Annotated in this window: 23 protein-coding genes and 1 riboswitch; of the genes, 5 read left to right on the forward strand and 18 right to left on the reverse strand. The window is 58.1% G+C overall.

Annotated elements, in window-relative coordinates:
- The first annotated feature begins 153 nt into the window (after window positions 1-153).
- Window positions 154-1,143, forward strand: coding sequence for a hypothetical protein (locus ABD796_RS02255; RefSeq protein ID WP_344902173.1), 990 nt, complete (start codon window positions 154-156; stop codon window positions 1,141-1,143).
- 53 nt (window positions 1,144-1,196) lie between these two features.
- Here ABD796_RS02255 and ABD796_RS02260 read toward each other — a convergent pair whose 3' ends face one another.
- Window positions 1,197-1,406, reverse strand: a complete 210-nt coding sequence (locus tag ABD796_RS02260; protein ID WP_344902176.1) for a YqzE family protein — start codon at window positions 1,404-1,406, stop codon at window positions 1,197-1,199.
- A 283-nt stretch (window positions 1,407-1,689) separates the two neighbouring features.
- Here ABD796_RS02260 and ABD796_RS02265 point away from each other — a divergent pair, with 283 nt between their 5' ends.
- Complete coding sequence (locus ABD796_RS02265; RefSeq protein WP_344902179.1) at window positions 1,690-2,100, forward strand: YjdF family protein; 411 nt, start codon at window positions 1,690-1,692, stop codon at window positions 2,098-2,100.
- Window positions 2,101-2,115: 15 nt separating this feature from the next.
- On the opposite strand, the gene ABD796_RS02270 is transcribed toward ABD796_RS02265, so the two are convergent.
- The 11 genes from ABD796_RS02270 to ABD796_RS02320 all read right to left on the reverse strand — a co-directional run bounded on the left by ABD796_RS02270 (window position 2,116) and on the right by ABD796_RS02320 (window position 14,765).
- Entirely contained in the window at window positions 2,116-2,247 is a 132-nt protein-coding gene (locus ABD796_RS02270; RefSeq protein ID WP_344902182.1) for a hypothetical protein, read from the reverse strand.
- 60 nt (window positions 2,248-2,307) lie between these two features.
- Entirely contained in the window at window positions 2,308-4,527 is a 2,220-nt protein-coding gene (locus tag ABD796_RS02275) for an ABC transporter ATP-binding protein (protein WP_344902185.1), read from the reverse strand.
- Between the two features lie 37 nt (window positions 4,528-4,564).
- Complete coding sequence (locus tag ABD796_RS02280) at window positions 4,565-5,164, reverse strand: DUF1854 domain-containing protein (RefSeq protein ID WP_344902188.1); 600 nt, start codon at window positions 5,162-5,164, stop codon at window positions 4,565-4,567.
- Window positions 5,161-7,473 (reverse strand): ABC transporter ATP-binding protein, encoded by a 2,313-nt coding sequence (locus tag ABD796_RS02285; protein WP_344902191.1) that lies wholly within the window; start codon window positions 7,471-7,473, stop codon window positions 5,161-5,163. The genes ABD796_RS02280 and ABD796_RS02285 overlap by 4 nt, the downstream gene beginning before the upstream one ends.
- A 286-nt stretch (window positions 7,474-7,759) precedes the next feature.
- On the reverse strand, window positions 7,760-9,481 hold the full coding sequence (argS, locus tag ABD796_RS02290; protein WP_344902194.1) for an arginine--tRNA ligase: 1,722 nt from the start codon (window positions 9,479-9,481) through the stop codon (window positions 7,760-7,762).
- Window positions 9,482-9,517: 36 nt separating this feature from the next.
- The gene (locus ABD796_RS02295) at window positions 9,518-9,949 is read right to left on the reverse strand and encodes a small multi-drug export protein (RefSeq protein WP_344902197.1); all 432 of its coding nucleotides are present in this window, start codon (window positions 9,947-9,949) and stop codon (window positions 9,518-9,520) included.
- A 97-nt stretch (window positions 9,950-10,046) separates the two neighbouring features.
- Entirely contained in the window at window positions 10,047-10,712 is a 666-nt protein-coding gene (locus ABD796_RS02300; RefSeq protein ID WP_344902200.1) for a DUF1361 domain-containing protein, read from the reverse strand.
- 127 nt (window positions 10,713-10,839) lie between these two features.
- A complete protein-coding gene (locus ABD796_RS02305) occupies window positions 10,840-11,973 on the reverse strand; it encodes an HD-GYP domain-containing protein (RefSeq protein WP_344902203.1) in 1,134 nt (377 codons plus the stop codon).
- Window positions 11,974-12,118: 145 nt separating this feature from the next.
- The gene (locus tag ABD796_RS02310) at window positions 12,119-12,499 is read right to left on the reverse strand and encodes a carboxymuconolactone decarboxylase family protein (protein ID WP_344902206.1); all 381 of its coding nucleotides are present in this window, start codon (window positions 12,497-12,499) and stop codon (window positions 12,119-12,121) included.
- Window positions 12,500-12,608: 109 nt separating this feature from the next.
- The gene (locus ABD796_RS02315; RefSeq protein ID WP_344902208.1) at window positions 12,609-13,280 is read right to left on the reverse strand and encodes a Crp/Fnr family transcriptional regulator; all 672 of its coding nucleotides are present in this window, start codon (window positions 13,278-13,280) and stop codon (window positions 12,609-12,611) included.
- Between the two features lie 153 nt (window positions 13,281-13,433).
- On the reverse strand, window positions 13,434-14,765 hold the full coding sequence (locus tag ABD796_RS02320; protein WP_344902210.1) for a voltage-gated chloride channel family protein: 1,332 nt from the start codon (window positions 14,763-14,765) through the stop codon (window positions 13,434-13,436).
- Window positions 14,766-14,818: 53 nt separating this feature from the next.
- Window positions 14,819-14,878: riboswitch (Fluoride riboswitch) on the reverse strand.
- Between the two features lie 156 nt (window positions 14,879-15,034).
- On the opposite strand from ABD796_RS02320, the gene ABD796_RS02325 reads away from it, so the two are divergent.
- Window positions 15,035-15,673, forward strand: a complete 639-nt coding sequence (locus ABD796_RS02325; RefSeq protein ID WP_344902213.1) for an HD domain-containing protein — start codon at window positions 15,035-15,037, stop codon at window positions 15,671-15,673.
- Window positions 15,674-15,729: 56 nt separating this feature from the next.
- Here the strand turns inward: ABD796_RS02325 and ABD796_RS02330 are convergent, their stop codons facing one another.
- Together ABD796_RS02330 and ABD796_RS02335 are read right to left on the reverse strand one after the other, a co-directional pair.
- A complete protein-coding gene (locus tag ABD796_RS02330; protein ID WP_344902216.1) occupies window positions 15,730-16,449 on the reverse strand; it encodes a YebC/PmpR family DNA-binding transcriptional regulator in 720 nt (239 codons plus the stop codon).
- A gap of 103 nt (window positions 16,450-16,552) precedes the next feature.
- On the reverse strand, window positions 16,553-17,437 hold the full coding sequence (locus tag ABD796_RS02335) for a TetR/AcrR family transcriptional regulator (RefSeq protein ID WP_344902219.1): 885 nt from the start codon (window positions 17,435-17,437) through the stop codon (window positions 16,553-16,555).
- Window positions 17,438-17,564: 127 nt separating this feature from the next.
- On the opposite strand from ABD796_RS02335, the gene ABD796_RS02340 reads away from it, so the two are divergent.
- A complete protein-coding gene (locus ABD796_RS02340; RefSeq protein WP_344902222.1) occupies window positions 17,565-18,359 on the forward strand; it encodes an MBL fold metallo-hydrolase in 795 nt (264 codons plus the stop codon).
- A 5-nt stretch (window positions 18,360-18,364) separates the two neighbouring features.
- The gene (locus tag ABD796_RS02345) at window positions 18,365-19,474 is read left to right on the forward strand and encodes an AbrB family transcriptional regulator (protein ID WP_344902225.1); all 1,110 of its coding nucleotides are present in this window, start codon (window positions 18,365-18,367) and stop codon (window positions 19,472-19,474) included.
- A 114-nt stretch (window positions 19,475-19,588) separates the two neighbouring features.
- On the opposite strand, the gene ABD796_RS02350 is transcribed toward ABD796_RS02345, so the two are convergent.
- The 4 genes from ABD796_RS02350 to ABD796_RS02365 all read right to left on the reverse strand — a co-directional run bounded on the left by ABD796_RS02350 (window position 19,589) and on the right by ABD796_RS02365 (window position 22,765).
- The gene (locus ABD796_RS02350) at window positions 19,589-20,356 is read right to left on the reverse strand and encodes a DeoR/GlpR family DNA-binding transcription regulator (protein ID WP_344902228.1); all 768 of its coding nucleotides are present in this window, start codon (window positions 20,354-20,356) and stop codon (window positions 19,589-19,591) included.
- Window positions 20,357-20,438: 82 nt separating this feature from the next.
- Window positions 20,439-21,002 (reverse strand): glucose-6-phosphate isomerase family protein, encoded by a 564-nt coding sequence (locus tag ABD796_RS02355; RefSeq protein ID WP_344902231.1) that lies wholly within the window; start codon window positions 21,000-21,002, stop codon window positions 20,439-20,441.
- Between the two features lie 22 nt (window positions 21,003-21,024).
- Entirely contained in the window at window positions 21,025-21,807 is a 783-nt protein-coding gene (locus tag ABD796_RS02360; protein WP_344902234.1) for a glucose-6-phosphate isomerase family protein, read from the reverse strand.
- A complete protein-coding gene (locus ABD796_RS02365) occupies window positions 21,794-22,765 on the reverse strand; it encodes an ROK family protein (protein ID WP_344902237.1) in 972 nt (323 codons plus the stop codon). The genes ABD796_RS02360 and ABD796_RS02365 overlap by 14 nt, the downstream gene beginning before the upstream one ends.
- Between the last annotated feature and the right edge of the window lie 16 nt (window positions 22,766-22,781).

A 22,781-nucleotide genomic window follows, 5' to 3' on the forward strand; every position in this document is an offset into this window, starting at 1 on the left:
CTAAAACTTCGCAAAAAAACAGCCCAAAAAAAACGAACCGGCTGACAGGAAGCAACAACCTTTTTGAAGCATATTCGTTACAATAGGAGCATATCTTGATATACACCGCCTCCGACGGATGCTCCCGATTTTGAATAACGGCAGGTGATAAGGATGCACCGATGGCTGCTTGCGGTGACGGTGATGACGCTCGCGATCGGATGGACGGTAAGCCGCGTTTCCGAAAGCGCGGCGCTGCAATCAAAGATGGAAACGCATACGGCGGCCGAACGGTCCGATATAACTGGACTTCCGGCTTCTCCCTTGAACCAGCCTCGCCCCTACGCGTCCGTCCCCAATGGAACCGATCCGTTCAACGCGCAGATCGAAACCTGGATCGGGACTTTATCGGCCCAGAGCGAATTTCGCGACTGGCAAGGCGCTCAATGGACGCGTTACCCGCTTGGAGCCGGCATGCACGGATGGCTGGTGCTGCTGCACAAAAACGGCAAGGAGCTCGGCTATCTGGTCGTCGGTTCCGCCGAGGACGGCAGTCTGCGCTTGACCGAGTACGGCGCTGGAGAACAGCCGCTGTTCAGCTTGCAAACCCTGTATCGATCGTTGATGCAGGCCGAACTGATCGATTCTCATACCGATACGACCGCTTACAACCTCCCTCTTACGGTCGAGCGCCTTTATTACAGTCCGCTTCATGCGGTGTGGAAGGTTTCGATTAAAGACGGATGGACGTATATCGATGCCAAAACGGGCGAGCAGCTCCCGCTGACGGCGCAAAGCTTCGAAACGATTCAGCCGCTTCAACCCGGACCGGGGGCTTCGGCGCTGCCGCATCTTGCCAAATCGCTGCAACTGCCCGACTTCGATCCTTTCGATAACACGTACTGGATTACCAGCTCGCCGCTTGTCATCTCCGCTTCGACGGATCTGCTCGCGGCTTTGGAAGCCGAGGGATTGCCCGTGACGTTCAAAGCTAATCTGTACGGCCGTTCGGTGCTCGCGCCTTTCGCCGTAACCGGCTACCACGTCTGGAGCGATCAAGCTTCTTTCATCCGGCTGGATCAGCAGGGAGCTCGCTATGTGCCGCTTGACGTCTTGACGCAATACGGCTCCTTCCACCGGCAGCGGGACAACGGTTCCGCCTAACTTACGGTATTTCTCCTCCTCTTCCCATAGAAAACACCCCGATCGCACCGTATTTACGGGCTGGGGTGTTCTTTTTTTCGCTTCCGCTGCCTCCACCACATCGCGACCGATAGCGGAACGAGGCCGAACCAGCGTACATGCCACGGATCGCGGACGCTTCGGTGCAGGCTGCGCTGCTCCTTGCGCACTTCCGGCGGCAAATCCATATAGGCGACGACCTTCTCGGTCAAATATTTGATGTAATCTTCGGTTTTGATAGCCAATACGCAAAGGTCCTCCGTTTGATTCGCAGTCTATATCAGCTGAACGAAAGGGGTTACCATTCCTTCCATTTCCTTAGACGAAAATCCGCTTTTATCCAGCTTTCCCCAATGGACGCTCTATTATACGCAACTTCCCATTGCATGCCGCGACCGGGCAAGTATAATAAAGGCAGAGCGTAAAATCACGGTCCGGTCGGTAGTCCGGATGCATCGCGGTCAGCGGTGCCGTATCCTTCCCCCCTCGGGATGTCCTTCGCTCGGATTGACAAGGAGGGGTTCAAGTATGAAACTGACCGTATTTTGGGATGGGCAATTTTGGATCGGAATTGTGGAAGACGACAGCGGCGGCCGGCTGAAAGCGTGCCGTCATCTGTTCGGAGCGGAGCCGCATGACGCGGAGGTGCTGGACTTCATCCGGCTGCGGATGAACGATCTGCTGGAGCACACGCGCAGCTCGCTGGCGACTGGAGAGATCGGGCGCAAGCGCATCAATCCGAAGCGGCTGGCGCGGATGGCTGCGTCGGAAATGAAGCGGCGCGGCGTGTCGACTCAAGCGGAGGAAGCGATCCGCCTGGAGCTGGAGCAGCGCAAAAAAACGAGCCGCCAGCAAAGCCGGCAGCAGCGTGAAGAGGAAGCGCGGCGCAAGCGGGAGATCGCCGTGCAAAAAGCGAAGGCGAAGCATCGCGGACGGTGAGCGACGACGCCTGACCTAAGGTCTCCTTCGGACCGTCTCCAGGTCGACTACAGGCCGTCTCGTGGCCGTCTCGTGGCCCTCTCCGACATCCGTTTGACAACCGGCCACCGCCGTAAAGTCGGCAAAACCGCTGGCGAATTTAGCCAAAACGACAAAACCTCCGCCTGCCGCTTGGAATCTTCAAGCGTGGGCGGAGGTTTTATTGGATTATACGACTTTTTCCGTCTGCCCGCCCTTCGGCTTGGCCATGCCGCGTTGGGCGGTCACCAGCTTGTAGTAAATGCCCCGCAGCTCCATCAGCTCCTTATGCGTGCCGACCTCGGCCAAGCGGCCCTTATCGAGCACGAACAGCCGGTCGGCGTTGCGCAGCGTCGTCAGCCGGTGGGCGATCGCGATCGTCGTCCGGTTGTGCGTAACCCGCTTGAGCGCCTCCTGGATCGCCGTCTCCGTCTCGATGTCGAGCGAAGCCGTCGCCTCATCCAGCACGAGAATGCGCGGGTTGTTCAGCACCGCCCGGGCAATGGCCAGCCTTTGCCGCTCACCGCCGGAGATGTTGTTGCCGTTCTCCTCCAGCTTCGTGTCGTAGCCGTCGGCCAGCCGGATGATGAAATCGTGCGCATTGGCGATCCGGGCCGCCTGGATGACCTCCTCGAACGTCGCATCCGGCTTCGAGTAGCGGATATTGTCGGCGATCGTGCCGCTGAACAGAAACGTTTCCTGCAAGACGACGCCGATCTGCGCGCGCAGGTCCTCCTGCCGGATATCGCGGATGTCGATGCCGTCGATCCGAATGCTCCCCTCGGTTACGTCGTAAAACCGCGAAACGAGATTGATCAGCGTCGACTTGCCGGAGCCGGAATGCCCGACCAGTCCGATCATTTCCCCTTGCTTCACCTCGAAGCTGACCTGCTTCAAAACCGGCTCGTACGATTTGTATCCGAATACGACGTCCTCGAACGAAATCGCTCCGCGAATCGAATGCTTGACTGAAGCCTGAGCGTCCAAAATTTCCGGCTGCTCGTCGATTACCGAGAACACGCGATCGATCGAGATCACGGCATTGGCTACCCAGCGCGGCATAAACATCAGCCAAGCGATCGGGCCGAATATCATCGACGCGTACAGCGTGAACTGAATCAGCTCCCCGAGTGACATCTGCTTGCCAAGAATGAGATTGCAGCCGATCAGCAGCACGAAATATTGACCCAATTGGATCAAATAGTTCGAGATCGGCGCCAATATGCTGAACACTTTCTCCGTCTTCGTGGAAGCGGCGGCAAATTCGCTGTTGTACTGCCGGAACCGCTTCACCTCCCGCTCTTCCTTGCCGAACGCCTTGACGACCCGGATGCCGCTCAGCACATCGTGCAGAAACGAGCTTGCTTTGTCATACACCCGCCACTGCTTATGGAACAGCTTCCACAGCACCCGCTTCCATATGAACGCGTGCAGATAGGCGACGAGCGGAGCGGGAAGCAGCACGACAAAAGCGAGCCGCCAATCGGCTTGGAACAGCAAGTAGGCGGCCGACACCAGCATGATGCATTGGAAGACGGCCGTCGTGCACATTTCCTGCACGAGGTTGCGGATCCGGTCCGTATCCGACGAGATCCGGTTCATAATATCGCCGGCCCGCTGGGAGGTCAGGAAACCGAGCGAAAGCTGCTGCAGCTTGTCGTATACCATGCTGCGCAGATCGGCGGCGATCCCGGAGCTGACCCCCGCCATGATTCTCCCCTTCGCGATGCCGAGCAGCTCGCCGAACAGCAGCACGCCCATCATGCCGGCGATCGCCGTGAAGAACATCTCTGTACTGCCGGTTTGGCCGGCTGGCGGCTGCAAGGCCGAATTGATCAGCACCTTCTGAAAATACGGCCCGAGCAGGGCGAGCCCCGCCGAGACGAACAGGACCGAAAGACCGATCGCAAGCTGCTTCCAATAAGCTTTGGAAACGCCGAAGAGCCGCTTGAAGGCTGCCGCCTTGTTCATGCACCGCGGGCACATCCGCGTACCCGGGATAAACGGTCCCCCGCATTTGACGCAGATCGGCTCCGCCTCATTGTTATAAATGCGCACCTTGCTGCGCGCCGCCATATCGTTCAAGATTTTGGCCATATAGCCGTAGCGGGCCGCATGCTGCATCGTCACCCGCACGACGATCCGCTGCGTGCCGTGCTCGACCGCCTCCAGCACGGCATTGCCGATCAAGGGAACGATTTTGTAATCCCGGGCTTCGGCGATAAAGGCCGCATCCCGCACTTCCCCGTCCTCCACGTACGCCCACTTCTCGTCACCGATAACGAAGAAGCCCCGCGTCCTCTGACCTTCCAGGGACAAGTCGGCCGGCGCGCAATACGCGATATGCTCCCCTACGGCCCGTTCGGCCGCCAATCGATCCCGCTCCGGGAGCGTGTAGTGTAAATTCATCGATACCTCCGCTGGTAGCCGACCATCAACCTGGCAGCTACATGCACATTTCCACCATCCGGTATTCTTTATCCGTCAGACGCTCCAGATCGGGAATGACGAACCGATTGCCGTCGACATCCAGCACGAGCAGCCGGTTATGCCCGACCAGCTTGGCATTGCCTCCACCGCTGCGCACCGTAAAGCGGCATATGCCGGCGGTCGTCTCCGTATCCCAATACGAATAGCCGAATTCTTCCTTGATCTTGATCACCTTTATAATCTCCGGGCAAAAATACCGGATGTTGATCTGTTCCTCCAGCAGCTCCGCCGTTTCTCCGGGAAAATCGTCCAAGCTGCGGATCATGCCCAGCTCCTTGTTGTCGAACGTGCGGATGGACAAGTAAATACGCTTGTTCGTATGAGGAAACGAACAGTGCACATATACGACCGGATGCTCCGTACCGTCTATTTTTATGCTCAGCATGTTCCCCACCGTCTTGGCGAAGCTCGTATCTTCCGGCTGCAAATACCGGATTTTCGCCGCTTCCGCCAAATCCGCCTGCCCGCTCTCCGCAGGCTTCATGTCGACGGGCTGCCCGCCGTCGCTGCCGTCCGGCTTGCCTGCCGCTTCCGCCGGTGCCGCTACAGTCGTCATGCGATAATCACCTCTTTCATTTTCAAAGCCTCGTCATGCTTCTGGACCAGCTTGTGATACATTCCTTCCTTGCCCATCAGCTCGTCATGCGAGCCGGCCTCTACGACCTTGCCTTGGTCCATGACGACGAGATAGTCGGCATTGCGCAAGGTGGACAGCCGGTGGGCGATGGCGATCGTCGTCCGACCCTTGATCAGCGAATCGAGCGCCTCCTGGATTTGCAGCTCCGTCTCCGTATCGAGCGAAGCGGTCGCCTCGTCCAGAATCAATATTTTCGGATTATGCAATATCGCCCGCGCGATCGAAAGCCGCTGCTTCTCCCCGCCGGACAAATTGTAGCCGCCCGTGCCGATAATCGTATCGTAGCCATCCGGCAGCTTCTCTATATAGTCGTGGGCGTTGGCGATTTTGGCCGCATTGACGATGTCCCCGAGCGTACAGTTCTCGTCGGCGTAGGCTATATTCTCCGCGATGCTGCCGGAGAACACGTAGACGTCCTGGGATACGATGCCGATATGCTTGCGGAGCGTCGCGGCCGACAAATCCTTGACGTTGATGCCGTCGATGCGGATCTCGCCTTCGTTGACGTCATACAGCCGCGAGATCAGGTTGACGAGCGTCGACTTCCCCGCCCCCGAATGCCCGACGACTCCGATCATCTGTCCGGGCTTCGCGTGCATCGACACCTGCTTCAGAATCGCCTTGTTCGGCTCGTAGCCGAATACGACGCCCGATACCCGAATGTCGCCGCGCAAATCCGCGAGCTCGATGGCATCCTCCTTTTCCTCCACCTCGGGAACCGCGTCCTGGATTTCAAAGATGCGCTGTGCTGCCGACATGCAGTAAGACCACCAGTTGACGATATTGTTCATAAATTGGATCGGCCCGTAAAGCAAGTGCATATAGTTGACGAACGTCAGCACCTGCCCGAACGAAAACTGGTCCTTCATCACCATCCAGCCGCCGAACGACCAGATCAGGATGCCGCCTGTCTGGGTCAGCAGGTTCAATACCGGGAACACGGTGCCGCCCAGCTTGTTGAACGACTGCTCGGCGCCCGAGAACGACATGTTGGCCGACTGGAATCGCTCGATCTCGTTGCGCTCCTTGCCGAACGCCTTGACGACCCTCGTGCCCCGTATCGTATCGCTGATAATCGAATTCATCGCGCTGACCTTGCGGTGCCTTCTCCAAGACATCCGCCACAGCCGCGGAAACACTTTACGGATAATGACGAAGACGATCGGCAGCGGAATAAAGCATAGCAGCGTCAGCTTCCAGTCCATCATGAGCAATATGACCGTGATGCCGATAATATTCATTGCATTGACGATAAAGTAAGACATCCCGTCCACGAAAAAGTATTGCAGCTCCGTCGCGTCGTTGTTCACCCGGGTCATCAGTTGGCCGGTCTGCTTTCTCTGAAAAAAATTCAGCGACAGCCGCTGCATCGCCGCGAATACGGTCGACTTCAGATCGAACGATACGTTAGCCCCGAGCTTGGCGATAATCGTGCCGAACAGCACGCCGAACACCAGGGAGAGCGTGCGAAAGCCGATCATCAGCGCGATGACGAGTCCGATCTTCCCGGCGAAGTAGCCTTCGCCGCCTAGAGCCTGGTCGAACAGCACCGTTCCCTGCAAATACGGGATGACGAGCCCGGTGGCCGAGTTCAGGAGCATGAACAGGACGATATAAAAGATCGACCTCTTGTACTTGCCGGCAAAGGAGAGCAGCCGCATGAAAATCGCATGCTTCTTCAGGCATTTCGGGCATATTTGCCTGTTCTTCTCGGGATAGATCATCCCGCACTTCGGGCAGGACATCGCCTGCTCCTCCTCCAGCTCGCGGGCGTCGATCTCCTCGCCTTTCTTCAGCTTCGCGAATACCGACGCAAGCTTCGCCGCCCGACCCATATGCCCGTTGGTGAAGGAAGCGACGATTCGCTCGGCCCCGTCCTCCTTGACGACGATCATACCGGAGGCGACCAGATTGACGACCGTAACCGCTTCCAGCTTGTCAAGACCGATCGTCTCCACCGACCATGGCCCGGCATGCAGCGGGCTCGGCGCATCGTCCTCCTTCCCCCTCCTCTTCCTTTTCTTCTTCGCGAAGCCTTTGTAATGCTTCTCCTGAGACGGGGGCGCGCCGCTGGAAAGAATCGTCAGCTTGTCGCGGCCGAGCAGCACGTGCGTGTCGACGAATTCGCCCTGCGTCGTCCGGTCGCCTATCATCCAGCAGATGATATCGTCCGGGTCCAAACCGTTTTGCCGCCATACGGCTTCCCATTCATTCGGCAGTTTGTTCATCTTCTCTCCAAATTCATTCCGTTTTGAATTGCAGACCGGCAATCTGTTCCATCATAAATGTTATTCGTGCAGCTGAAAAGGGAAAATTTGATTGATAGCGAACGTGCGGATCGCTGTGCTTATGCCGTCTGTTTCTACCCATTGTAGCACGTACGTTCCCGTTTGTGGGCATAAATTGGAAATTTTTGTTCTCCCCCTCGATTCACGCGGGGCGAACGCAAACAAACTCCGCTGAGCCGGTACGGGCAACGGAGTTTGTTTATCGAACTATTCGCTTTTTTTATCTCTATATGCGTTCAGGAGTCTGTATGCCGATCAGGCCGAGTCCGGTGCGCAGCACGTTGCAGACGCCCGTGACGAGCGCGAGACGGGCGGTTTTGAGCGCCGGATCGTCGACGAGGATCGGACATTCGTGGTAAAACCGGTTGAACCGCTGGGCGATATCGATCAGATGGCGGCTTACGATGGATGGCTCCAGCTTCTCCATCGCGACGAGCACCTTGTCCGGAAAAGCGGCCAGCTCCTTCAGCACCAGCTGAGCCTCGGCGTTCTCCAAGAGAGCCGGATCGAAGCCGGCAATAGCCGCAGCCGCAAGGTCCGCTCCCGCCGTCTCCGCCTTGCGCAGCACGCTGCGGGCCCGCGCATACGTATATTGCACGTAAGGCCCGGACTCGCCCTCGAAGTTGAGCACGTCCTTCCAGGAGAACGAGATGTCCTTGATCCGGTTGCTGCTCAAATCGTTGAAGATGACCGCGCCTACGCCGACCTGCTGGGCAACCTGTTCCTTGTCCTCCAGCTGCGGATTTTTGCTCTCGATAATGTCCCGCGTCTTGTCGATCGACTGGCGGAGCAACTCCTCGAGCAGCACGACATTTCCTTTGCGCGTGGCAAATTTGACGCCTTCCAGGCTGACCCGTCCGAACGGAACGTGCACGAGCCGATCCGCCCAATCGAAGCCCATCAGCTCGATCACCTTGAACCATTGCTGAAAATGCAAATTTTGCGCATAGTCGGTCACATAAATCGCTTTGTCGAAGCCGTACGTCTTGTTCCGGTACAGAGCCGCGGCGATATCCCGCGTATGGTACAGCGTAGCCCCGTCCTTCTTCAGAATGAGCGCGGGAGCCATGTTGTAGTCGTCCAGCCTGACGAGAAAAGCCCCCTGGTCCTCTTCCAACAGCCCTTTCTCCTTCAACTGCTCGACGACCGTCCCCATCTTGTCGTTGTAAAAGCTCTCTCCGGCGTCGGAATCGAACGATACGCCAAGCAGCTCGTAGATACGGTTGAATTCCTTGTAGCTGATCGTCTTGAACCAGCGCCACAGCTCGAGCGCCTCCTCGTCTCCCTGCTCCAGACGGACGAACCAGGCGCGCGCCTCGTCCTCCAGCTCCGGCTTGCTCTCGGCTTCGTCGTGGAACTTGACGTACAGCCGCATCAGCTCCTCGATTTCGCCCTCTTCGACCTGGCGCTTGTCCCCCCACAGCTTGTAGGCGGTAATCAGCTTGCCGAACTGCGTTCCCCAATCGCCGAGATGATTGATGCCGACGCAGCGGAAGCCGAGAAACCGGTGAATGCGGTACAGCGCGTTGCCGATAACCGTCGAGCGCAGATGACCGACGTGGAACGGCTTGGCGATATTGGGCGACGAGAAGTCGATGACGATCGTCTTGCCTTCCCCGATCGTGCCCGCCCCGAACGCGTCGCCGGCGCGCAGCACTTCACCGAGCACGGTTTCGGCGTACGAGCTTTTATTGAAGAATACGTTTAGATAGCCGGAAGCCGCCGTCACGGACAAAAAAGCCGGATGCGCGGGAAGCTTGCCGGCCAGCTCCTCCGCGATGTGCGCCGGCGCCTTGCGCAGCGTCTTGCTCAGCTTGAAGCAGGGCAGCGACAAATCGCCCATCTCCGGATTCGGCGGCACTTCGATCATCGCCGCGATGGCTGCGGCATCGGCTCCATCAAGAACGGATGCGGCCAGTTCGGCCAATATCGTTTTATAATCGGTCATTGAGGCTTAACTCCTTTTATTCGGAAAATAGAATGATCACATGAAGCTGGCGACGCCAAAAGCGACGGCCGCCGTCAACAAAACGGTCCATACGACGATGCCGACGCTCATCCAGACGAGCAGCCGGGGGGACTTGGCCCCGAGAGACACGCCGATAACGGCACCGAGCGGGGCGCCAGTAATGATGGGCGACAGCAGTCCGAGGCCAATGACCCCGTACTTGTCCCAAATAACCGCCATGCTGCCCTTCTTCCCGCTCTTCTTCTTGTTCTCCCACCTTCGTACCATCCATCGTCGCAGCGGTCCGCCCACGGTGACGACGATCAGGGCGCTGAGAGCCGAACCGAGCGCGCTCAACACCCCCGTGACCACCGGGTGCAGGCCAAGCGCGAAACCGAGCGGAATCGCGGCCCAAAGCTCCAGCACGCTTGTCCCCAGCACCGAAATCCACTTCGCGATATCGATCATTGTCCATCCTCCATCAAGCTACTGTACGATTGTTAAAAACACCCCGAGCGGGGTGTTTGCCGAACCGGATAAGTTATCCTTACATTATAGTGAACCGTCATGTCGATGTAAAGCGCCCGGAAGGCGCCAGCAGCCTGTACAATACGGCATAGGCCGCACCGCCGAACAGCGAGAAGGCCAGCACGAACAAGAGCGCTTGCGGATCGCGGACGATATCGGCAGCGTCGACGACGATCCGCCATGGCTTGACGACCAGATCCCAGCTGTTCCAGCGCAGCACCCTTCCGAGATAGACGCCGACAGACCCAAGCACGATGACGATGCCCGCGAAGGCGATGCCCGCCGCCGCTCCCAGCCGTTCGCGGACTTCCGCATGAATCGCAAGCAGCGACAGCGCCCCGAGCAGCCAGCCGAGCAGCGCCGCCAGCATGTTGACGGACAAGTCGTAGTACAGCGAACGCTCGGTACTCAAGTAAGCGAGATGCTTCAGATCGGTCACAATATAAGAAGCGTTCGGATAAAAAGCCAGCCAGACGATCCCCCACGCCCACGCTGCCGCTCCCGGGCGGGCTTTCCCGTTCAGCGACCGGCCGACGAGCCGGGAGGCAATGAGCGGAATCCAAGCCAGCAGCAGATTGGGCATGAACAGCCAGTAATAAGTCAGTCGTCCCGTATAGCCGATCCGTGCCGCAATCATCAGCGCGCATACCGCGCTGGCCGCCGCCAGCGTCCAAAGCGCACCGCGGGATAACCGCCGTTCCATCCGCCTCTCCTCTTTCCTTTTTTTGTTTCTTTCATCTTACCTTATCCGGCTCGTCCGTAGCAAAAAAGACGTTCCCCGCGAAGGGAACGCCTCTGTTCTGTTATTGATAGGATCTGCTCGGGAGCGGCTAGCCGGCTTCCGGCGGCTGAATGGTATCCGTCACCTTTCCGGGGTCGCCGGACGGAGCGGCATCCGCTCGATCGTCGGCGGGCAGCTCATGGTTCGCCAAAATTTGCTCGATATCCAGCGCGTAGTTTTGGCTCAGATCGATAAACGTATCGTCGGCTTGCACGAGCGGACGCGTCTGCCGGTGGGGATGAATCAGCACGATTTTCGCCTTGGTGCCGTCCGTCAGCATCACCTCGTAGCCGATCAGCGCCTGCATGAATTTGTGCAGCAGCACCGATACGACCGCCGGATCGAACGCGCCGAACGCTCCGCCCTCCACCTGCTTCAACACCGCGTACACGGGCGAAGGATTGCGGTATACCGTTCTGGACGTCATTGCGTGAAAGACGTCGGCTACGGCGACGATGCGGCTGAACGGGTCGATCTGTTCGCACTTCAGCCCGAGCGGGTAGCCGCTGCCGTCGATCCGCTCGTGATGCTGAAGCGCTACCTTCGCCTGCCGCTCCGTCGTGCCGACCGTCTTGCGGATCATCTCGAAGCCGATCACCGTATGCCGCTTCATCGTATCGAACTCGTCGTCGTCCAGCCGTCCCGGCTTGTTCAGCAGCTCGGCGGGAATTTGCGTTTTGCCGATATCGTGCAAAATCGCCGCCGTCGTAAGCTGGAGCAGCTCGGTTTCCGGCAAGCCGATCCATTTGCCCAGCAGCATGGAGATGGCTCCGACGCCTACGCTGTGCCTGCTTAAATAATCTTGCTTGTCATGCAAGGCGGCGAGCAGTTGGAACAGATGCAGCCGGTCGACCGACTCGCGTATCAGCGGAAGCACGCGCATCCTAAGCTGCGCAAGCGGAATTTGTCTGGAGACCCGCGCCTGCTCGAACACGTCGTGTACGACGCCGGCCGCCTCGTCGATGCCCAGGCCGGGGAGCGCCGACGATACGTTCGCGTAAGGGCCCACTTCCTCCACGTCGTTGTCCGACAGCTGCAAGCCGTGATCTCTCATAACATGGATATGGCTGCGGTTCAGCACGGTTGCCAACGGAATCAGCAATACGCCCTGATTGTTGAACAAATCGCGGACTAACCGTTTGCCCATCAGTTGTTCGAACGACAATTGTTCCTGCTTGTGCACGTGCTTCCCCCTATGCCGCCAAAAAATCGGTCTCGTTGATTGTTATCTTTCATTGTACCGAATATCTTGACGGCGCTGGGTTAAAGCTGGATGAAATTTTCATAAAATCTTTATATAGAAGACGAAACCGCTCCAAAACCGTCTATCAAAAGCATTTCGGCGCTTTGCCGTCCTCCGGTTCCCCCGGATTGTCGCTTTCCGCCCCTTCTTCATAAGAAAGCAAAGCGTTCACGCCATGGCTGAGAATCGCTCCGGCGCGCGTCGCCGCCGCAACGAGCAGCGCTTCCGTAATCTCTTCCATCGTACCGCCAAGCGCCTTGTATTTCTTGACGTGAACATCGATGCAATACGGGCAACCCGTTACGTGAGCCACAGTCAATGCCAGCAGCTCCTTCGTTTGCGGGGGCAGCGCGGACGTCCGGTACGCTTCGCGCTCGAACTGAACATAAGCGGCGGCGGCTTCGGGGCTTTGCCGGACTAAATCGGGAATCCGTTGCAGATTGGCGGGGGCATAGTAAGCGTTCATCGGTTCCATCTCCTCGTCGGTTCGGTCCGCAGCTTCCCGATCCTATCTCTTCGGTGTGCGGCCGTTGCAACCATTGTAGAAGATGAGGCGCCCCGCTTCCGTAACAAAGTCACTTGACTTCAGCCAGCCGCTCCAGCTCGTCGCGCCGCAGCACATAAATTTTGCCGCGCCCTAATCGCAACCAGCCTTGCCGTTCGAAGCCTTTCAGCACCCGGCTGACCACTTCTCTTGCCGTTCCCAACTCGAACGACAGCGACTCGTGGGTGACATAGAGGGGAGCTTCCGCGGCAACGGGCGATTGGCGCAGCAGCAGCTCGGCCACCCGGCCGTCCATGGGCCGGAACGTCATATCCTCGATCAGGCCGGTAACGGCTACCATTCGTTTAATAAAAAGCCGGTAGATGAAACGGCTGAGCTCCGGGTAGGCATGCATCCATTGCCTGAACCGGACGGCGGGGAGCACGAGCAGCTCGGACGGCTCCTCGGCTTCCGCAAACGCTTCATACTCGGCTTCGCCCAAAATGCTCGCCATCATGATGACGCACGTCTCGCCGCTCCTCACGCGGTACAGCGTCAATTGCTTGCCGGACGGGCTTATTTTGTAAATGCGCACGCACCCGCGCAGGACGAACGAGGCATGCTCGAACAAGTGTCCTTCCTTGATCAGCAGCTGGGCGGGCACCTTCGCCGCGAACGCCCCCGAATGGTTCCATGCCTCCGGCGGAACATCCGCAAAGCACGGAAATGCGGCTACCGCTTTGGCTATTTGCTCCGGCTCCATGCAAGCCCCTCCCCGCGACTGTTAAGTGACTGCCCGCCATTTGTGTTTCGCTGCTGCGGCCCAGCCGCAGGAAAGCCATCGCTCCCTTCAAGGTTGGCCGAAACCGCTGAACGACACTTGCAATATAAGCGCATCGGCCTTGCGGCATTGTTCTCAACCGCCGTCCTTTTCTTTCTTGCGGTCGCGTAGGGTAGCAAGCGTAGCGTTGTCCGCGACAGCAGCAGCCCTGTTTTTGGATACGCCGATTCTCTGGGCCGTATAGATGCCGGTATGACCCGAGAACAGGAAGCTGATCGCACAGCCGACGAATACATAAAGGGCGCCCTCGGAACCGAACAGCTCCATCCCCATCACGAAGCAGGCGATAGGCGTATTCGTCGCTCCGCTGAACACGGCGATAAATCCGATGGCCGCCAGAAACGGCACGGGCACGTGCAAATAAGGGGCCATTGCACTTCCCAGGCTGGAGCCGATCGCAAACAAAGGCGTCACCTCGCCGCCCTGAAAACCGGCGCCGAGCGTAACGGACGTGAAGAGCGTTTTCAACAAAAACGCGAACGGAGCCGCGCTTTCCTGGAACGACTGCTGAATAAGCGGGATGCCCAGCCCGAGGTAATCCCTCGTGCCGAACAGGTATACCATGCCGATCAGGAGCAAGCCGCCGCAAAAGCTTTTGACGGCCGGATGGCGGAACGTCCGCGAGAAAACCGCCTTCAGCCAATGGGTCAGCTCGCTGAACAGCAGAGCGCAGAGACCGAACATCACGGAGGCAAGCGCTATTTTCAACAAAAGCGCCGTACTGAAGCCGGGGACAGCCCCCATGCTGTATGTCAAATGGCGGACGCCCCATGCCGCCGTTACCCGGTCGCCTACCAAGCTGGCGATAAAGCAGGGGACAAGCGCTTCATAACGGATCAGACCGATCGCCAGCACTTCCAGACCGAACAAGGTGCCGGCCAACGGGGTGCCGAAAACCGAACCAAAGCCGCTGCTAATTCCGCACATCAGGATGATTTTGCGGTCCGCGGGACCGAGGCGCATAACGCTGCCGATCCATCCCGACAAGCTTCCTCCCATCTGTACCGCCGTTCCTTCTCTCCCCGCAGAACCGCCGAACAGATGGGTCACGATCGTGCCGAATAGTACCATAGGCGCCATCCGTAAGGGAACATTCCCGCCTCCCTCATGAATTCGTTCGAGAATAAGGTTGTTCCCTTTGGCGGAGTCTTTGCCCAGTTTCGCATACAAATAGCTGACGAGGGCACCTCCCACCGGCAGCAGCCAGAGTAGCCAAGGATGCGTCATGCGCGTATCGGTCGCCCATTCCAGCGCGTTCAGAAACAGGGCCGAGGCCGAGCCGGTCAGTAAGCCGACCAGCCCGCCGAGCAGCGCCCATTTGAATACAAATCCGATAATGCCGATATGAATCCATCTTTCCGAGAAGCCTCGCAGCTGCGAAGGCCAACGAACTGCAAATCTTCTCAAGACGCTTCGCTCTCCTTAGCGTTCCGAAAATGAAAAAAACTACCAGCCTAAATAAACTGGTAGGAGTCATTAGCTCAAGGGCGGTTACGGCGAACTCCATCGCCTGTTCCTCTTATTCCCATACAGGTTAGCGGATTTGCCGGCTCTTGTCAATCTTGAATATCAATCTATTTCATCTATGGTTTTGATATAAACAATAGTATTGATCGATTATTTTGCCGGCGATACAATAACTTTGCAAACATCTATTCCTCAGGAGGTTATGGCACATGTCGAACGTAGTCGCCAATATTCGCATCCCCGACAGCAAGTTGGCCGTCGAAGCCGCCGAGCTGCTGCGCGATCACGGGGACGAGCTGCTCTGGAACCACTCCCACCGGGTGTTTCTTTTCGGCGCTCTTCAAGGAAGTCAAGCCGGTATCGCGTACGACCCCGAATTGCTTTACATCAGTTCTTTGTTCCACGATCTGGGCCTTACGCCGGCTTACAGCAGCCCGGACAAACGGTTCGAGGTGGACGGAGCGAACGCCGCGCGCGAGTTCCTGCAAAGCCGCGGAGTCCCTCGGGAATCGATACGGCTCGTCTGGGATGCGATCGCCCTGCATACGACGATTGGGATCGCCCAGTACAAGGAGCCCGAGGTGGCGCTTATTTATTCCGGCGTCGGCTATGACGTCATGGGCGAAAACTTCGAAAGGATTGCGCCGGAGGTGCGCCAGCAGGTTGTGGACGCTTTCCCCCGCAACCAATTCAAGCAGCGGATCTTGTCCGCGTTCCTGGAAGGATTCAAGCATAAGCCGGAGACGACCTTCGGCAACATCAAGTCCGACGTGTGCGAGCTGCTGCTCCCGGGCTACAAGCGTCCCAGCTTCTGCGATTGCGTCCTGCACTCCCAATGGCCCGAATAAGAATAAGAAAAGAGAACCGGTACGCCTCGATAGCGCTCCGGTTCTCCTACCCGACTTTACTCGTCCAGACTGACGTTATGGTACACCTGCTGCACATCCTCCAGATCCTCGAGCGCGTCTATGAGCTTCTCGAACGTGGCCACCGCTTCTTCCGGCAGCTCGATCTCGCTCTGCGGCAGCATCGTGATCTCGGCGACCGTGAAGTCCGTCACGCCCGCTTGCTTGAACGCGTCCTGCACCGCTTGAAACTCGCCCGGATCGGCATAAACGATTACCGCCTCGTCCTCTTCGACGATGTCCCTCACGTCCACGTCCGCTTCCATCAGCAGTTCCAGCACTTCATCCGATGTTTTCCCTTCGATGCCGATGACCGCAGCCTCGTCGAACATGTACGCTACGGATCCGCTGACACCCATGCTGCCGCCGTTCTTATTGAAGGCGGAACGGACGGTAGCGACGGTCCGGTTCACATTGTTGGTGAGCGCATCCACGATCAGCATCGCGCCGTTCGGGCCGAACCCTTCGTAACGCAGCTCCTCGTAGGTTTCATCCGAGCTCCCCTTCGCTTTCTCGATCGCGCGATCGATGATCGCTTTCGGCACATTGTATGTTTTCGCCCGCTCCAGCACGAATCTCAACGCGGCGTTCGACTCCGGGTCCGGCAGCTCCTTCTTGGCGGCGACGTAAATCTCCAGACCGAACTTGGCGTAGATCCGGCTCGTATTGGCGTCTTTCGAAGCTTTCTTTTCTTTGATATTATTCCACTTGCGGCCCATGTTGTTCCCTCTTTCATAGATTAAGATGAATTCGGATGAATCCATTATAAACAATTTTGGAGCGATTCCCAAACTTTTGTCGCTTTGGTTCGACCCGTATCCTTCAAATCATGAGACGAAGCTGTCTGACATACGGCCGCAGCTCGACAACCGTGTCCAAAAAGGTCGTATACACGTGCAGCAGCGTGCGGTTGGGCTTCTCCTGCTTCAGCTCCCGCTGCAGCAGCCCGATCACTTCCCGCAATTCCGCGCGGACGCTTTCCGGCTTCGGAAGCTCCTGAACCATGACGTCGCAGGCATGTAAAAAATCGTGAACCGTCCGCTGCTGCACATCCGGGCCGACGGGGTTGATATGGTTATAGTAGGCGTTGCTCTCGTTCAAAACCGGCTTCGGTCGGCGCAGCAGCAAATCGTTCGCGACCGCGTCCATCCGTTCCACGAAGAACTGGGCGAGCTCCGACATCGGAAGCGCAATCGCCTTTTGCACGGCGTAAGCGATGTATTCCCTCAGCAGTCCTCTGAATATGGCCGCCATGTCCCAAACATGCTCCTCGATCCGCTCCCCGTACACCTCGTAAAAGCAGTCCCGGTGCCAAGTCAGCAGGGTGGCCCGCTTTTTCTTCCAAGCGACGATAAATTTCTCATTGGCGGTGATCGGCAGCTCTCTGAACTCGCTCATGAAAAAATAGTTTTCCAGCGTGTACTGAAGCAGGAATTCGATCTTGCGCCGCAGTCTCTCCATCGGCGCGACGTGGGCGTTCACGCGGTCCAGTTCCCTCGCCTGCTCGAACATAATGCGATGACAATCCTCGAATACCGCCGTAAACAAATCTTCCTTCGAGTCGAACAGTTTGTATATGCTGCCTTTGGCCATGCCGCACGCTTCCGCAATCTCTTTCATGGAGGCGGCGAAATAGCCCTTTTCGATAAATATCGCTTTAGCCGTATGTACGATTTGCCGTTTCTTCAGCTCTTCGAAATCTTCCATGCCATTCGCCCCTTTTCTCCCTATTTATTGTGCCATGCATCCTAAACATGGTCAATAAAGGGTTTGACACAAAAAACCCGAAGGTCATATAATGAACTCATTGGTTCTTTGTTGAAATTTGAAGGAGGTGACCAAAGCGCAACGCTTTGGGACGATGAAAATTGCAGACCATGTAGAAGTGCTGGAGCTCACGTTGAATTTGTTAGGCAACACGATGACGATTCACCCTGCGGTTATTCGGAACGTCGACTCGTATGTGCTTGTCGATACGGGAACACCAGGCAGCGACGAAGATATTAGGGAACTGATCCGTCAAGCGGGCATTGAGCCCTCGCAGCTTCATTCCATTATTGTGACCCACCAGGATATCGATCATATTGGAAGTTTGCCCCATTTCCTGGCAGACCATGACGGGACGCTGGACGTATACGCGCATGAGGACGACAAGCCTTACATTGACGGGGAACGGGCGTTTATCAAAGGAAGTCCAGAAGTTGTCCGCGCCATCCTCCAGCCTTTGCCCGAGGGACGTCGCCGGGAATTCGAGGATGCGTTCTCCCCCTCCACCCCGCCCAATGTGAATCGCGTCGTCGTCGACGGGGAGCTGCTGCCGTTCGGGGGAGGGCTTCGGGTTATTCACACGCCCGGCCATACGCCCGGCCATATTAGCCTCTATCACGAGCCGAGCCGGACGCTGATCGCCGGAGACGCCATGGTCGTTCACAACGGGGAACTGCTGGGGCCAAACCCGCAAAATACGCCCGATATGGAAACGGCGATCCAGTCTTTGCAAAAGTTTAAAAACTTCGATGTCCGCTCGGTCGTTTGCTACCATGGCGGATTGTTCGAGGGCGATCTTCACGGGCGCATCAACGAGCTGACTGCGGCCTATCGGGCATCTATCTCGACAGAAAAGAAGTGAAACCGATGAAAGACCTTCATTGGCTTCGGACGCACGGAGTCCAACTGCTGTTCTCCGGCGCCTTGGCGGTCGTCGGCGGCCTCCTGTTCGCCTGGATTCGCCTGCCGATACCGTGGCTGCTTGGCCCCATGACGATGGTATTTATCGGCTCGCGGCTGTTCAAAACCGTCAAGCCCTATTGGTCCGCACCGATGCGCGATACCGGGATGATCATCGTCGGTTACGTGCTCGGGCTGTCGTTTACGCTGGAAACGTTCCGGCAGATCGGCAAGCAGCTGCCTTCGATGATTTTGCTTACCGCGCTGCTGCTGATCTGCTCGTTTTTGATCGCCTGGCTGGTAGCCAAATGGTCGGGACTGCATTTTCCAACGGTGCTGATGGGCAGCATACCCGGAGGGCTGAGCCAGATGATCGCCTTGGCCGGGGAGCTGAAGGGCATGGATTTGACGATTATTACGTTTTTCCAAATCTCGCGAATTGTCATGATTCTGTTTTTTGTCCCTTTGCTCGTGTTCAGCCCGTTATTCGGCACGACGCCCCATCATGTGCTCGCGGGCGCGGGCGCAACGGCGGACTGGGGAGCGTTGTTTCCGCATATTTGGGTATACGCCGTCGCCTGCACCGGCTGCGCGCTTCTCTGGAAGAAGCTGCGATGGCCGACCGCCTTTTTATTGGGGCCGATGGTTGCCGCGATTGCGCTGCACCTGTCCGGTTTCTCCGGTCCGGCTCTTCCGCCTGCGCTCGTCAGTCTGTCTCAGTTGCTGATCGGCGGTTACCTAGGCCTTATGCTGAAGCCCGAAAATTTGCAAAACAAGCTTAAAATCGCGCTGCTTGCCTTGTCGAGCGGGATCACGCTGCTCCTTTGCTCGCTTGCGCTGACGCTGCTGCTGACCCGGCTGCATGCGATCCCGCTGGCGACCAGCTTTTTGAGCCTCTCTCCGGGCGGGATGGATCAGATGGGCATTATTGCTAAGGAGGTCGACGCCGACCTTTCCTTCGTAACCTGCTACCAGTTGTTCCGCACACTGTTTATTTTCATAGCTATCCCGCCTGTACTGAGAGCTTTCTTCAGAGCGACAACCCGAGTTCGCAGCAGTGGGACGAAAAACGCCTGAAAAACAGCCCGGACCGATATAAACGGTTGAAGAAAAGACCCAGTACCTCGCCGGTACTGGGTTTGTTTGTTCCTTATTCGGGCTCGCTTGGATCGAGAGCGGCGGCTGTACCCGCTAATCCGCCAGCCGCACATCCACTCCGGCTTCGCGCAGCTGACCGAGTAAATCCGCCGGGGCGGCCCGGTCGGTGACGACCACATCGATCTCATGCACGGCGAACGTGGTCAACAGCGCCAAATTGCCGAACTTGCTCGAATCGATCAGCATAATCCGGGTTTGGGCGGCGCGGCCCATCGCTTTTTTGACTTGGACCTCCAGCATGTTCGGGTCGGCAAATCCTTGCCCGATCGTCAGCCCGCTCGCCGAGAAGAACGCGCAATGCGCATGAATGCCCTGGAAAAACTGCTCGGCCAGCGGCCCCACGAACGTATACGAGCGATCCCGGAGCATGCCGCCGCAGCAGACGACGGACGTGGCCGGCGCATGACCCTTTAACGCGTCCAGCGTATTAAGGCCGTTGGTCACTACCGTCAATCCCCCGACATGATGCAAAAAGCCGGCCATACAAGTAACGGTCGTGCCTCCTTCCATAAGGATGACGCTGTCCGGCTTCACAAAATGCTCGGCCGCATACCGGGCAAGCCGGTGCTTCACATCCAGGTGGCGGTCCTTCTTCTCCTCGAACGGAGGCTCGGCCGCAGCGGTATGGTACACCGCCCCGCCATGCGTCCGACGAATCCGCCCTTCTTCCTCCAGCAGCTTCAAGTCCCGGCGGACCGTCATCTCGGAAACGTTCAGAAGCTCGCTCAGCCCGGCGATCGAAACCGCGCCATGCTGCCCCAAATGGTCCATAATCGTCTGTTTTCGTTGTACAGGCAGCATGCGCCATCCTCCCGCTCGAACCGATTGATCATGTTGACAAGTATACCGTAAAGGGACAAAGCAAGTAAATCCCAATGCCGGTTTACGATCGGGCTTCGAGCAGTACGGGCGAGCCGTCTTGTTCCACCACGCGGACGCTGAAGCCTTCGTTCAGGATCGCCTCATAGTCGTGTCCCGCATCCGAAGGCCAGCAGGCGCCGACGATCATTTTCACGTCGCCCGTATTGATCAGACGGTGAGCCACATGTCCGGCAATATAATGAAGGCTTCCCGGGAATACGCGCTCCGCCCAAGAATGGCGCGCTTCATCCATAAGCAGAAGCAGGCCGTTTCCCTCGATGCCCCAGTAATATTCGCCCCTGTCGCGCTTTTGATGGAAGTGCCCTTTCGTCATAAAAAATTCGTTGCCGACTTTCCCCGGATGCACGTGGCTGACGCCAAAATACAAGCCGCCCTCCACTTCGCCGCACCGGTCGTGCATCTCCACTTCATAGACGGGAAGCGTGGGGTCCAGCGAAGCGCGCTCCTCTTCGGCGGCGAACACCCCCGGCAGCTCCCGAATCGTGCGGGTCGAACGGGACACCCCCTCTCCCTTCAGCCGACCTGCGGCAGCGTCGAATAACGCCGGTTCATGAATGATGCTCATCTTCATCTCTCCGTTCCCGCCGTTACGGCGTAAAGTTGATCCATGCCTGTTTCTTCAGCGCAGGCTCCGATACCCATTGGAAACGATCCGGATCGGCTTCGAATTGGCGGTAAATCGGGACGCCACGTTCCACATTCAGCATGCCGTAATCTCCCGGACGCTTGATCGTCAGCTCCCGGAGGCGGTAGCTTTCATTGCGCGCCCATTCCAACTGCCCGTCCTGCTGCACCAGCGGATACCAGGCCAGTCCCCGATGGCGGCGCACCTCGTCGTATTCGAACCCGTACTCGCGGTCGCACCACGCCCCGAAGGTCAAAGCCTCTTGCGGATCGGCGCTTATCGTGGCATGAGCCCAGCCGGGCGGAACGACGACCTTATCACCCGGCCCGGCCAGCACCGCAAAGCATCGCCCCGGGTCGTCCCCGGCCGACTCCTGCATGTAAATATACGCTTTGCCGGACCATATCTCGTAAAGCTCCGGAGGCGACCAGCCGCTATGAACCGATACCCGGTGAACATGCCCTTGGCTCCGCACCGGCTCGTCGCCAAGCCGCCCCGACGCGTACGTTACGACGCCGAACAGCAGCATCCGCTTCTCCAGCTCCGCCCGGTGCCGTTTTTTCGCCACATCCATGGCAATCGCGTACACGGTCTCGGGCCCTTCGCAATCCGGTTGACGCAAGCTGCTCCGAATGGCGTCCAGCGTCCGCCGCTCCGGCACCGGGCCGTACACGTCCTCCCCGTACTGAAAATCCATCCTTGCGCTATCGGCGCGGACATCGAGTCCGGTATCAAATACGTTCATCTTCCTTCATCCCCCTGTTCGTTACCGCATCTTCGGAAAGCCGGGCAAGCCCGAGCAGCACGGACGACTCCGGATCGGCCGCCACCGTAAACCGGACGCTGCCCCACGCCTTCCACACTTTGTCCATGACCGCATCCCGAAGCAGGGGCAGCAGGACGTCCGCTGATTTCATCAAACCGCCGCTGACGATGACCGTCTCGGGGTCGTAAGCATGAATCAGGTTGACGATTCCGGCGCTCCAGTACTCCGTCAGCCGCTCCACAAACTTCTTGGCAAAAGGATCGCCCTCGCGCCACGACCGGATCAGCTCCGCATATCCCCAGTCCGGCAAAGCGGCCAGCGGGCTCGAGGAAAAGCCTTCCTCCTCCCGCGCCCGGACGAGCAGCGTACGGTGGCTGGCAAGCTCTTCCACGCAGCCGGTATTCCCGCAATTGCACACCGGTCCGCGGCTGGCCACCGAGAAGTGGCCGCCCAATATGCCCGCCTGACCGTGCTTGCCGCGCAGCACCTTGCCGTCGATCATGGCTGCCGTCCCGATGCCGGTTCCGAAGATGACAAGCACGGCATCCCGCTCCCCGCGGGCCGACCCCCACGACGTCTCGCCGATCAAGGCGGCGCGCGCATCGTTCTCCATCACGAGAGGCAAGGAAAAGGCTTCGGCCGCCCACTCCTCGAACGGAAACCCGTACGCATCGGCATATTTCTCATGGATGGCAAGCAGCTTGCGGGCCTTCGTATCCACCACGCCCGGAAGCGCGATTCCGATTCCCCCGCATGCTTCGAGGGGAATGGAGCCGTTCCGGCCAAGCTCGCGAATGACCCGCTCCACTTCCTTCATCCGCGGAAGCAAGCCCAGAGCGGAATGGGCGGGGATGCTGCCGAACGCGACAATCCGGCCTTCCCGCACGTACCCGATCTTCACATTGGTTCCGCCAAAATCCACCGCAATCTGGTTCATGGCTGCCCTTCCTCCG

This window comes from Paenibacillus hodogayensis (assembly GCF_039536325.1).
In the GTDB taxonomy this organism is placed as follows: Bacteria; Bacillota; Bacilli; order Paenibacillales; family NBRC-103111; genus Paenibacillus_AB; species Paenibacillus_AB hodogayensis.